Origin of the sequence: Bradyrhizobium iriomotense, assembly GCF_030160715.1 — a bacterium.
In the GTDB taxonomy this organism is placed as follows: domain Bacteria; phylum Pseudomonadota; class Alphaproteobacteria; order Rhizobiales; family Xanthobacteraceae; genus Bradyrhizobium; species Bradyrhizobium iriomotense.
On sequence record NZ_BSOW01000016.1, the window covers coordinates 144,708 to 157,269 of the forward strand.

Below are 12,562 nucleotides of genomic sequence, written 5' to 3' on the forward strand. Positions count from 1 at the left end.
ATAAGAAAATTGCAGAAAGCTTATCAGTTGAGAATGGCCGCTCTTCGGTAGTGCCGGGCGTGGCTTTCTCCGACATCCATTTTCGGCGTTGAGTAAAAATACGCCTGGGCGGCTTGCATCAGCGGCGAAACCGTCATCGCCTGCTCTGAAAATTTGGTCGATTGCTTACGTACACAAATTCGGACAGAGCTACAGACTGATCGAACTCGCCACACAATCCAGTGGAATTAGGGGAAATTGGCGTACCCGACACGATTCGAACGTGTGACCTTTGCCTTCGAAGGGCAACGATCATGCCGGCTGGGAATTTGCTGCTCAGCGATTAGGCCGCGGCGCAGGTTCTTGGCGAAGGGCGAAACGCGGCGCCGTCGTTGCCACCGTTACCAAGGTCTTCGACTTCTGGATCGCGCTCGGTGGCACCTTCTGGGCCGGGCGGCTGATCCCGCGCGTTGGCACGATGTCGAGCCTCCTCATCGGTACTGTCGCCGGCGTGGCATCACATCTCGCGCTGGCGTTGCCCGCGGCGCGCCGTGTGGTGGGGTGGGGTATGGACGAGCGTTTCCGAGCGCCGTACTTAGCGAATCACGGACTAACTGGAATTGGCCATCGACGTGTTCGATGGCAGGAGCGCCTAATCGCTTATGTGCATCCGATCACCGTTTCGACATGCTGCGGAACCAGCGGCACAACTGCCGCGCGAGCGAGATCTTCCAAGGCTGTAGAAATGTATCTTGCGTAGTGCCGCTCGATCATTTTCACGGAAGTATTGTGCAGTTTAGCAACGTGCTGAATAGGTAGTCGGTTTCGCAAGCCGCGAACGATGCTGGAATGTCGCAACGCGTAGGGAATAGCTTCTGGTAGCCTTGCGCGCTCGCGGATAGAACGCCACGGACGAGTGAGTTCTGCCGTCTTCCACGGACCACGTTTTGACCTTCTCCAAACCATGGTACCGGCTTCCTGGTCATAGCCCCAGCGCTCAAATAATATCGCCTCTTTGGGGCGATCCAAAACTCCTTGCAACAATACCTCAATAATGTCCTCGCCCACTGGAAACGGGACGGACCCACCGTTGCCGCCACGGCCTTTGTAGGAACCTGGCACCATGAGGCGATGCTCATTCACCTGAACATCGCCGACGCGCATCCGTCTTGCTTGCGCAAATCGTGCGCCGGTCGCTGCCAAGCACGCGACAAGGCGATACAAGTCGCCTTCGAATCCCTGCTCACCGTCGATCTCGCGCGCGGCTCGAAGCAGTTTGCTGACCTGCGCATCTGTTAGGATCTGGTTGTCTCGCGCGACGGATACCTCATCATCATCGTCGACGCGCTCAGCCTTGAACCCGTCTTTAATGATTGAAGGGAACGCCGGGTTCAGCTTCTTTTGTTCCGCCGAAAGACGAGGCCATGCTGCATTTAGCCCCGCCTTTAGGTCGTTTATTAGGCGCTGCTTCGTCGTCGCCTTCAACTCTACAGGAAGGTTCTCGCGCCATATCAAAAGGTCGTCAACTTGCAGCGCGTGCAAAGCGACTGCGGCGAGGGTGGCCGCCTCCACGGCTCCCTGACTACCCCGCTCTCCTTGACCAAGAACGTAGCGCCGCAAGCGGTGCCCGGCATCGGATCGAACTTCACGACCAGCCCTACGACTGTCGCGGGCATTACGCTCCCTGATGTATGTCTCTACAGCCGTTCGCACGGTGGGTGCCGGTCCGGCAGCTTGCGCAGCCGCTTCCGTTCTGTACCGATTGACGAGATCCCGCGCTTGGGTAACGGCCTGTTCGAAGGTCAGCTTTCCTTCCATCACCTTGTCGTTGACGTCATTGGCAACTCCGACTGCTGCCTGCTTGTAGTTGGCTCCGGCATGGTGATTGCGCCAGCGCACGAACCAAATTCCGCTGCGCTTGCCTTTGCGATAGCCAAGGTGGGCCTCGGCATCGACGCGGCGCCAATGCACGCCAAGCCCCAGCTTAGAGCGCGCTCTGGCGGTCGTGATTTGGGTCTCAGCGAGTGTTTTTGTCATGGCATCCGATATCAGAGTCGTTGAATATCAGCCGAATAAGCGCCGGCGCACGGGGACGAACGGCGGCGAACAATCTGCGCGTAAGTGATTGATAAAGCTAGATTGTGGCGAACAAATGCAAACTACAGGATAAAAAATTTCCGGCTCTCTCAAGGCTGAAACATGGGTTCGATTCCCCTAGGGAGCGCCATATTGCCAGCGTTCAGAACAAAACTGCGAACCCTGAGTGGATGTCGATCGCAGTTAGCCCGGTGCGGCGAAAGTCCCAGCGGGGATCAAGCCTTGGGTTACAAGATGCCCGGCACGCGCGATTTGCGTAGCTCTCATACCGCCTCATAAGAGGCAATCCTCTTGATCTGCGGCGCGAGCACGTCTTCGGCCGTTTCGAGATCGAAGCGTGCCTGCATGTTCATCCAGAACGCAGCGCCGGTCTTGAAAAACTTACCGAGCCGTAGCGCGGTGTCGGCCGTCACGGGCTTTTCTTCGCGCGCGATGCGTTCGATCCGGGTGCGCGGCACGTTCAGCGCGGCCGCGACCGCGTAAGGGGTCAGCTTGAGCGGAACGAGAAATTCCTCCCGCAGGATCTCGCCGGGATGAACCGGCGGCAGCTTCTTTGCCATTTGCGATTTCCTATTTGGTGGGCGCATTCGGCCGGTCTGGGCTAGCGATAATCGATTATCTCCACGTCTTCTGGACCCGCGTCGGTCCACCGGAACACGACCCGCCATTGATCATTGATGCGGATCGAGTGCTTACCCGCCAAATCGCCCTTAAGAGCTTCAAGGCGGTTGCCGGGAGGCGAGTTCAGGGCTTCAAGAATGTCGACAGAATCCACCATAATAAGTTGTCGGCGAGCTACCTTGGCGAGATTTGCCGGGAAACCCTTTGGGACCACGCGGCCCTGAAGGATCGGCTCGGCGAATTTCCCCTTGAAGCTCCTGATCACGGGCAATACGTATCCCATCGGGATACGTATTTCAAGGCTTTCGTATCCCGACGAGATACCAGTTGTAAATGCTGCGTCCGGAAAATCGGTTTGATAGTAGATCTTTCCGGTCCGCTTGCAGACGAAGGCGAGAAATTCTCCCATGTTGCCGCCGGTGTTGGCGAACTCGAAGGCCTCGACAATGTCTTTGATACTTTGTGGCACGGCTTTCGGCTGCAGCCTGGGGATCCAGATCCTGGATATGATTCGTGATCCCAATCAGCCCCGTCGACAGGCAGTCCGCGCTTCCATCCAATGCGAATCGTAAGCACGCTCCGATCATGATGCTGGCGCCTGTTCTCACCCCGCGTGGTTTGCTGATTCTCAGGGAGACGGAGTCCTCGCCTGGGCTGGAGTCCGAACAGCATCCTCGGCTGGCAGAAGCCTTCCTGCGGGGGCCTGGACATGGGCTGTTGCGCCTGGGCGCCGATGAAGTCGAGGTGACTCTGCCTCCGGTGTTGTCGTATTGGCGAGAGTTCGGATCTCGCTACGTAACCGCATTATGCGCGGTTCCCGGTATCGGAGATCGGTCTACCAAGCCGCCGATTGCGGTTCCGGCATATGGCGAACTGGACCACATGGCGGCGGCCGTTCCGCCCATGACGGGCAGCGAATACCTGACGACGGATGTCCTAGCCGATCTTTGGCGAGACATGGACGCAGCTTTTGATGCCGAACTGGCTGACGCCGGGCTCTCCGTGCAGGAGTTCCTCAAGGGGCGACATCCTGCCTGGAACCTGATTGGGCGCGTCCATTTCAATCTCGCCGAGAACAGGAAGGACGAAGTTGCCCCGTTTGCGTTCTTGGTAACCTACACGACACGGCTTTCGGCCCAAGCCAAGGCCCAGCACGTGCCTCTCGGCACGGCCTTGCAGGAATATGCCGGTGCGAGAAATCGCGAGCGCTTGTTGTCGCTATTGCTGCCCATCCAGCGCGCCGCCGAGCATTGCGCTTGGCTGAAGGTTATGGTCGACGCGGGCGAGATCTTTCATCCGCTGCGCTGGAGCCCTCAGCAGGCGCTGCAATTCTTGAAAGACGTGCCGATGCTCGAAAGCGCCGGAGTCGCGGTGCGAACGCCGGCGAGTTGGCGTCTGAACCGCCCCGCGCGTGCGCAAGTCAAGGCGACGATCGGGGGACGAGCGCCATCTCAGATGGGGATGGATGCGTTGCTCGACTTCCGGATGGAAGTGACGCTCGACGGTGAAAAGCTTTCGGCGGCCGAAATCAAGCGGCTGCTCGCGCAGTCCGACGGGCTTGTCTTGGTACGCGGCAAATGGGTCGAGGTTGACCACGAGCGTCTGCGCCGGACTCTCGATGAATTCGAAGCGGCCGAACGGCGTGCCGCTAGCGACGGCCTGTCGTTCGGCGAGGCAATGCGCATGCTGGCCGGCGCCAACATCGCCGAGAAGGATTCCGGTGGACAAGCGGATATCGACTGGAGTCAGACCGTGGCGGGTCCCTGGCTGGCGGAGACATTGGCGGCCTTACGCCGCCCCGATGGGCTTGCTCGGATCGATCCAGGTAGATCCCTTCAAGGCTCATTGCGGTCGTATCAGCTGGCGGGCGTGCAATGGCTCTACTTGCTCACTCAGCTCAGGCTTGGCGCCTGCCTTGCTGACGACATGGGGCTCGGCAAGACTATCCAGGTCCTATCGCTTCTGCTTGTTCTGAAGAGTGAGACCAAAGACAGGCGACGGCCATGTCTTCTGGTGGCCCCGGCTTCGCTGCTCGCCAATTGGGTTTCGGAAATTGCCCGATTTGCACCGGACTTCAAGGCGCGCGTGTCCCACCCATCGGCTGCACCGGACGAGCAGTTGAGCGCGAACGATGCGGGCAATCCAGATGCAGATATTCTGGCTGATACAGACTTGGTGATCACCAGCTACGGGTTTCTGGCGCGCTCGCCTTGGCTGACGACCATGCCGTGGCGATTGGTTGTGCTTGACGAGGCGCAGGCTATCAAGAATCCCGCCGCCAAGCAGACCAAGATGGTCAAGCAGCTCCAGGCCGATACGCGCATTGCGCTGACCGGCACCCCCATCGAGAATCACCTCGGCGACCTCTGGTCGATCTTCGACTTCATCAATCCCGGACTGTTGGGATCGTCGAAGCAGTTTTCGTCCTTTGTCAAAGGCCTCGCCGATCGGCCGCATAACTCCTACGGACCGCTCCGCGATCTGGTGCGACCCTATATCCTGCGACGTCTGAAAACTGACAAGAGTGTCATTGCCGATTTGCCCGACAAGACCGAGGTGAATGCCTTTTGTTCCCTGAGCCGCAGGCAGGCGGCGCTCTACCAGCAAGCGGTGGAAGAGCTGGCGCGGCGGCTTGAGGACGTTGACGGGATGCAGCGAAAAGGCCTGGTGCTCGCCTTTCTGATGCGGCTGAAACAGATCTGCAATCATCCGTCGCAATGGCTCGGCGATGGGGCATGGACTGAGCAGGACAGCGGTAAATTCGAGCGGCTGCGTGACATCGCGGAGGTAGTGGCCGCCCGGCAGGAGAAAGCGCTGATCTTCACCCAGTTCAAGGAGACGACAGCTCCACTGGCGGCGTTCCTGGGCTCCGTGTTCGGGCAGGCCGGTCTCGTCCTGCATGGCGAAACCGAGGTCAAGAAGCGCAAGGAGCTTGTGCGCCAGTTTCAGGACGACGAAAATGTCCCGTTCTTCGTGCTCTCTCTCAAGGCGGGCGGCGCAGGGCTCAATCTCACCGCCGCCTCGCATGTCGTTCATTTCGACAGGTGGTGGAACCCGGCCGTCGAAAATCAGGCAACGGACAGAGCTTTCCGAATCGGGCAGACCAAGAAGGTCCTTGTGCATAAATTCATTTGCCGGGGCACCGTGGAGGACAAGATCGATAAGTTGATCGAATCGAAGAAGCAGCTGGCCGGGGATTTGCTCGGCTCCGCATCCGACGTGGTGTTGACCGAGATGAAGGATGAGGAGGTGCTGAAACTCGTGGCCCTCGATCTGAACGCAGCGACAACGGAAGCGCGCGGATGAGCGATTTCGATTGGCCACCTTACGTACCAGTGGCCGAAAGGCGGCGTCTGGCCGAACGTGAGTTGGCCAAGCTTCGGAAACGAGGGCAATCGATTGCTCCCGTGACAATTGAGGGCCGCACGATTGCAAAGACCTTCTGGGGCAAGTCTTGGTGCACCAACCTCGAACGCTATGGCGACTATGCGAGCCGGGTGCCGCGTGGCCGAACTTATGTCCGCAACGGTTCCGTTCTCGACCTGAAGATTGCAAGGGGGGAGGTCGCGGCGATGGTTGCGGGCTCTTCGCTCTACAAGATCAAGATCGCGATTGCGCCGGTCAAGGCGGCGTGCTGGAAGGCCATCTGTCGGGACTGCGCGGGCGCGATCGACTCCCTGGTTGAATTGCTGCAGGGCCGTCTGGCCAAGGGGATCATGGACCGGGTCTGCCGGGAGGGCGACGGCTTGTTTCCATCGCCCGAAGAGATCAAGCTATCCTGTAGCTGTCCGGACGGGGCAGACATGTGCAAGCACGTTGCGGCGGCTCTCTATGGCGTTGGCGCCAGACTCGACGAAAACCCTGAACTTCTTTTCGTTCTGCGTGGCGCGGACGAGAATGAGCTGCTCGCCGGTGCCGGACAAGACCTCGTGCGATCCAAAGCAGTGCCCAGCACCGCCAAGCTGCTCGGTGACAGCGATGTCGCTGCGCTGTTCGGGCTGGAGATGTCCGAATCTGCGGCCTTCGATGCCCACGCTTCCCTCGCGCCAAAGCGGTACCGGGGATCGCGGACATCAAGAGGGAACACGGCGCCTGTCGCGACTAACGCATCGGCGGCGAAGGAAAGTAAACCCTCTGCTGCAGTTCGGAAAAAGTCCGGGCGCAAGGCAACCTCTGCCAGCACCGCGAAAGGAGGCGCACGAAGCGGATCTTAGCATTCGGCTCAACGTGCGCCTGCCAGCGTGGCGAGAATGGCCTGCATATTCTGGCGAATATCGTCTCTTTGCTGCCGCCCATAAGGCGGTCGCATTGTAATTTCAATCACATAAGAGTTCGTGGTTTTATCCTGAGTGGCGCGCCAGCCGTCCTCTCGTGTCCGCAATGCGGTGCTCTACCGCGAGAAGGTGATCGGCCCGCTCGCCCTGCAACACCGGCACCTCAGCGGGCGTGCTGCAACTTCATCGATCAGGTCACACGAAATTTCTGCCTGGTGATCGCGCTTACAACCATGGTCAGCAACAGGGTCGTTAGCATCAGGATGAATGCGATCGCGGCCGCCGCCGGCCAGTTGTTGAGCTGGAACTGGCCATAGACCAGCGGCGCCATCATTCTAAAGCTCGGGCCGCCAAGCAGGACCGGCGTCGCGTAGGCATTCATCGCAAGGATGAAGGTTAGAATCGCTCCCGCGGCAACGCCTGGCAGCGCAAGCGGCAACAGGATCCGGCGGAACATCGTCAGGGGGCGGGCGCCCATGCTGTAAGCCGCCTCCTCGAGGTTGCGGTTGATGCCCTCGAGCACGCTCTGCAAGGAAAGCACCATGTAGGGCAGGTTGACGGCGATGATGCCGAGGATCACCGTTCCCTCGGAATACATGAAATCCGTCGGTCCGCTGGTGATGCCGAGATTCATCAGCGTGACGCTGAGCAACCCGCGACTTCCGAGAAAGCTCATCCACCCCGCGGCCCGCACCGCATTGCCGACGAACAGCGGCACGACGACGGCGATGATCATCAGGTTCTTGTAACGCGAGGTCGAGCGCGCCAACACATAGGCCAGCGGGAAACCGAAGACCAGGCAGACCGCGGTTGCGAACAGGCCGACCCGGAGAGTCGTCAGATAAGCGTCCAGAAAATACGAGTTCGTGAAGAACGCCTGGTAGTTCTTCAGCGTGAACGTCTCGATCATCAACTCGCGCGGGTCGTATTGGTTGAAGCTGTAACGCAGCAGGTACAGCATTGGGCCAATTACGCCGAGAGCGGCGACGAACGTCGCCGGCCCGAGAAGGGTGGTGGCGGTCAAGGCCGCCGATCGCTGGGGGGCGTCAGCACTCATTGCCTCTCCTCTTCAGATCCAGGCAAGGTTGCAGAAACGAGGACAGGACGATCAGGCCTTGAAGGTCTGATCCCACCAGCTCTTTATCTCCGCCTCGTGCTCGAAGAAGAACTTGAAGTCGAGCGCGTTCATCTTGGCGACCTCCTCAGCCGAAAATCCGATTCTTGCCTGGAGATCTGCCGGGATGCCCGCATTGCTCACGGTGCCGTCGTATCCCAGATCGACTGCGAAGCCGAGTTGCACCTTCGGCTCGAGGACGGCGTTCAGATACGCGTAGGCGCCATCCAGGTTCGGCGCGTTCTTCGGAATGACAAAGCCGGAGATGTAGGGAATGAATCCTTCCTTGGGCGTAACGGCGCGCACCTTGATGCCGGCCGCCTGCCACTGAAGGGCGCGCGCTTTCCACATGATGCCACCGATGATTTCGCCGGTCTGCAGTCCCTGTGCATAGGCTTCATTGGTCGGATAAATGCGCAGACCGGCACGCCGCAACTCCATGAGCAGCCGCTTGCCTTCTTCGATCTTCGTCACCGATCCGCCGGCGATCAGTGCGGCCGTCGCGATGTTGTGTCGATACTGGATGTCGATGACGCCGATGTTCGAGCCGAACTTGGGGTCCAAAATCTCTGCATAGCTCGTTGGAGCTGTGGGAAGCCGGTCGGGGTTGAAGAGGACGACCATGCCGGAATAGATTCCGTAGACGCCGAAGTTCGGCCGCATGTTGGCGAGCAGGTTCTTCGCATTGGGAATGCGGCTGTAGTCGATTTCGTGCGTTAGCCCCTGATCGAAAACCTGATACATGGTCGTATCCGCCAGCGCCTGAATATCGCTGGAGCCTCGGCGCAGGCGCTTCTCTGCCAGCATCTTGGCGCGGCGTTCGGGGTCGCCACTCAGATCTTGAATGACTTCGTACCCGGCCGGTACCAGGAACGGCTTGTCAATGTGCTTGTCGAGCAGACGCGCGTAGTCACCGCCCCAGGTGCCGACCACGAGACGGCCGCCGCTCTGGCCCAGAGCTTGACCGCCAGGGCCGATCAGCGACGCGCCGACGGCGCCGGCGAGGCCGGTCATGAAGCCGCGACGTCCAATCGAGAAATTCCGTTTCGTCATCGTTCTACTCCCCCTGTCATGAACCTGTATCCGCGGACTGCGATGTGCCCGCGACGCCGGGAGCATGGCCGGTGGCCGATCCTCCCTTCTTCCGGTCGGTCCGCCAGCCACGCGAGAGGACCATCTCCAAGATCATCTCCAAGAGCAGCTCCAAGGCATCTCATTTTGCGAATACCGATGAGCTCGGAGCCCAAGAGACGAATACGCGGTCCTTGACGGCGGGAACGTTCGTGTCGTCGCGATTGACGATCTGAGCGATCACATGGTCGTGCTGGTTCAAGCGAACATGCACGTCAATGAGGTTGCCCATGTAGGACACGAACTCGACCTCGCCCGGCAGGTTGTTCGGCGTGTCGGCAAGCGGCGCGTTGGCAAGAGTTATGCGCTCGGGCCGCAGCGCGATCACCGCTTCACCCTCCAGCCGACTATCGATCACGACCGGCAACCCGCCGGCCGTGACGAACCGAGCGCCGCCGGCGCGTCCGTTCAGGAAGCTGCTGCGTCCGACAAATGATGCGACAAACTGGCTCTGCGGTCGATCATAGAGATCGCGCTGGCTGCCGACCTGCTGTATCCGCCCTTCGTTCATCACGACGAGCCGGTCTGCCATTGTCAGCGCCTCTTCCTGGTCGTGCGTGACCATGACGGTCGTGATTCCCAACCGCTGCTGCAGATTGCGAATCTCGACACGAACCTCGTGACGCAATTTGGCGTCGAGGTTTGAGAGAGGCTCATCGAGCAACAGCACGTCCGGCCGGAACGCAAGCGCGCGCGCCAATGCCACGCGCTGTTGCTGTCCTCCGGAGAGCTGCCGCGGGTAGCGCTCCCCCAGATGATCCAACCGGACCATCTGCAGCGCCGTCATGACTTTCTCGCTGATTTCAGACTTCGGCACCTTGCGCATCTCGAGCCCGAAGGCGACGTTCTGGTGCACCGTCAAATGCGGGAAAAGAGCATAGCTCTGGAAAACCAATCCCGTACTGCGCTTCCACGGCGGCAGATGGGTGACGTCAACGTTCCCGATCCGAATCGAGCCGCGCGTCGGCTCGACGAAGCCTGCCACCATCCGCAGTGTCGTCGTCTTGCCGCAGCCTGATGGTCCGAGGAGCACCAGAAACTCGCCATTGGCGATAGTGAGGTTGACGTCCTCGGTGGCTCGGAAATCGCCGTAGAACTTGCAAACAGACTCGAGCTGCACACCCGTCATATGTTCAGACCACCCGGCTAATACGAACGAAACGGTCGGTCACCAGCATCGCACCGACGATGATGAGTATCTGCAGGACGGAAATGGCGGCGATCGTCGGGTCGATCTTCCACTCGAGATTCTGCAGGATTGCGATGGGCAAGGTTGTCTGCCCCGGCACGACGAGAAACAGGCTGAGCTCGAGGTTGCCGATAGAGCTGACGAAGCCGAACATCCCACCAGCCACCACGCCGGGTAGGATGGCCGGTATCGTCACCTTGCGAAAAGCCGTGATCGCCGTGGCGCCGAGATTCTGCGCCGCCTCTTCCAGGGTTCGATCGAACCCGACGAGACTCGCGCAGATGAGACGGAGCGCCCACGGAATGACCAGCAGGGTGTGGCCGAAGACGAGCCCGGCAAACGATCCCATGATCGGCAGGTCCGTGGCGTTCTCGGCTTCGACCTGAAAGACGTAGAGCGCGATGCCGAGCACGATGCCCGGTATGACCAGCGGCATCAGCAGCAGATTGTTGATGACCGCGCGCCCCTTGAACGAAAACCTGGTCAAGGCGATCGAGGCCGGCAACGCCAGCAGCAGGCCGATCGCGGTGGCGATGAAGCCGACCTGGACGCTGAGGACAAAGGCTTTGATGAAGCGGCTGTTCGCGGCTGCTTCGGCATACCACCGGGTCGAATATCCGGTTGGTGGGAAGGACGGGATTTCCTGTTGATAGAACGAGAGCCAAGTCACGAAGATCAGCGGCAGCAGGATGAAGATGAAGGCGGCCGCGGCTCCGACATTGAGCGTCCAGCGCCCGGCGTTCCTTCGCAGGCGTCGGCCGATCGGGAGAGCATTCGCGTCACCCGCTGCGCTCATGCGGCCGCCCCGAAACGGATCTTGTGGACGTGCGCTCTATTCATGATCGCCGAAAGGGCGTTCCCGTGCAGGTTGGTGCCGAAAGCCGTTGCCAAAAATTGCAGGCCAAATTGTACACGTTGTATTTTTATTGTCGACATGAAATTGAGATAAATGCTGGTGGATTGTTCATGCCTAAAAATGAGGCGACCAGTTTGGTGGATTCAACTGCCTGCAACGGCAGGATCGCTTTGGCCGGCTTCCAGCAAGAGTTCTTGAGGAGCGCCCCACGCGGCGCTCGACATGAAGCGCCCGCAGGGCCGGACAGGGGTCTCGCGATGCAGCGGACCCGCGACTCGAAACTCCGACAAGCGAGATCAGCGGAATCGGAGGGCGCTCGGCGCGCTCAAGCCCTCAGCTTTCAACCGGCGGTGCGTGCAACATCGCCAGCGTCTCCGAGCGGAAAATGCGCGCGCTCGAGCTCATTGGGGCCGTGGCGGACCAGATCAACCCGATAGGTTCGAGGCGAGCCGGCAATTGCAGCGGTGTGATCGTGCAAACGCCGCCGCGGACCCACTCCCCCGCGAGATTGGCGGGTGCCAAAGCAAGCAGCGGCATGGTCTGCAACAACGTCGCAATCGTCGTGGCGGAAGCCGTTTCGATGGCACGCGCCGGCACGGCGACATGCAGCGCGGCCATCAAGTCGGCGAAATGCTCGCGAATCGGTGTCCCTGGCAGCGGCAGGCACCAGACGTGGGCGCAGGCTTCCTCCCAATCCGGCCTGGGCTCTCGCAGCAGCGGGTGGTCGCAGCTGGCGACGACGACGTAAGGCTCGGACAGGATTTGCGCGCCGTCGAGATCGGGCGTGAGCAATCCGCGGATCATTCGTCCGAACACCAGATTGACCCTGCCGGCGCGCAGCTCACGCAGCAGGTTGGGCAGCGTATCCTCGACAAGACGGATGGTGACCCGCGGATGGCGCGCCTTCACGGTCGCCACCACCCGTGCGACGAGCTGCAGAATCGAGATTGCCTGCAAGCCGATAATCAGCAGACCCGCGCCACCCTCGGAGATCAGGACCACCTCTTCGCCAAGCAGCTTCAGTTCGCTCGCCACGCGCCGCGCGGTGCGGATCACATGATGGCCCGCATCGGTCGGCGTGATGCTTCGCCCCTTCCGCTCGAACAACTCGGTGCCGATCAGGGTTTCGACTTCGGCGATCGCCTTGGAGACCGCGGCCTGGGTGATGAACATATGCTCGGCGGCGCGGGTGATGCTGCCATGCTCATCGACCGCCAGGATGACGCGGAGCTGACGAAGTTTGATGCGTTCTGCCCATCGTGGCGCCATCGGACCTACTTATCGGTTATGAAAACATCATT

The 12,562-nt window shown here is 60.2% G+C and carries 10 protein-coding genes and 1 pseudogene; 3 read left to right on the top strand and 8 right to left on the bottom strand.

Annotated elements, in window-relative coordinates:
- Positions 1-370 precede the first annotated feature (370 nt).
- Positions 371-526 (top strand): annotated as a pseudogene (locus QQL28_RS23335) (AmpG family muropeptide MFS transporter); the annotation flags it as partial.
- A 113-nt stretch (positions 527-639) separates the two neighbouring features.
- Here the strand turns inward: QQL28_RS23335 and QQL28_RS23340 are convergent.
- From QQL28_RS23340 to QQL28_RS45935, 3 genes are all read right to left on the bottom strand, one after another.
- A complete protein-coding gene (locus QQL28_RS23340; protein WP_284269015.1) occupies positions 640-2,016 on the bottom strand; it encodes a tyrosine-type recombinase/integrase in 1,377 nt (458 codons plus the stop codon).
- 323 nt (positions 2,017-2,339) lie between these two features.
- Positions 2,340-2,636 (bottom strand): HigA family addiction module antitoxin, encoded by a 297-nt coding sequence (locus tag QQL28_RS23345; protein WP_284269016.1) that lies wholly within the window; start codon positions 2,634-2,636, stop codon positions 2,340-2,342.
- Positions 2,637-2,677: 41 nt separating this feature from the next.
- Entirely contained in the window at positions 2,678-3,166 is a 489-nt protein-coding gene (locus tag QQL28_RS45935) for a type II toxin-antitoxin system RelE/ParE family toxin (RefSeq protein ID WP_348522513.1), read from the bottom strand.
- A gap of 44 nt (positions 3,167-3,210) precedes the next feature.
- On the opposite strand from QQL28_RS45935, the gene QQL28_RS23355 reads away from it, so the two are divergent.
- A complete protein-coding gene (locus tag QQL28_RS23355; protein WP_284269017.1) occupies positions 3,211-6,003 on the top strand; it encodes a DEAD/DEAH box helicase in 2,793 nt (930 codons plus the stop codon).
- The gene (locus QQL28_RS23360) at positions 6,000-6,911 is read left to right on the top strand and encodes an SWIM zinc finger family protein (RefSeq protein ID WP_284269019.1); all 912 of its coding nucleotides are present in this window, start codon (positions 6,000-6,002) and stop codon (positions 6,909-6,911) included. Before QQL28_RS23355 ends, QQL28_RS23360 begins: the two co-directional genes overlap by 4 nt.
- 250 nt (positions 6,912-7,161) lie before the next feature.
- On the opposite strand, the gene QQL28_RS23365 is transcribed toward QQL28_RS23360, so the two are convergent.
- The 5 genes from QQL28_RS23365 to QQL28_RS23385 all read right to left on the bottom strand — a co-directional run bounded on the left by QQL28_RS23365 (position 7,162) and on the right by QQL28_RS23385 (position 12,530).
- Entirely contained in the window at positions 7,162-8,028 is an 867-nt protein-coding gene (locus QQL28_RS23365; RefSeq protein WP_284269021.1) for an ABC transporter permease, read from the bottom strand.
- 51 nt (positions 8,029-8,079) lie between these two features.
- The gene (locus tag QQL28_RS23370) at positions 8,080-9,138 is read right to left on the bottom strand and encodes an ABC transporter substrate-binding protein (protein ID WP_284269024.1); all 1,059 of its coding nucleotides are present in this window, start codon (positions 9,136-9,138) and stop codon (positions 8,080-8,082) included.
- A gap of 160 nt (positions 9,139-9,298) precedes the next feature.
- A complete protein-coding gene (locus QQL28_RS23375) occupies positions 9,299-10,345 on the bottom strand; it encodes an ABC transporter ATP-binding protein (protein ID WP_284269026.1) in 1,047 nt (348 codons plus the stop codon).
- Between the two features lie 4 nt (positions 10,346-10,349).
- Complete coding sequence (locus QQL28_RS23380; protein ID WP_284269028.1) at positions 10,350-11,075, bottom strand: ABC transporter permease; 726 nt, start codon at positions 11,073-11,075, stop codon at positions 10,350-10,352.
- A gap of 519 nt (positions 11,076-11,594) precedes the next feature.
- Positions 11,595-12,530, bottom strand: coding sequence for a LysR family transcriptional regulator (locus tag QQL28_RS23385; RefSeq protein ID WP_284269030.1), 936 nt, complete (start codon positions 12,528-12,530; stop codon positions 11,595-11,597).
- Between the last annotated feature and the right edge of the window lie 32 nt (positions 12,531-12,562).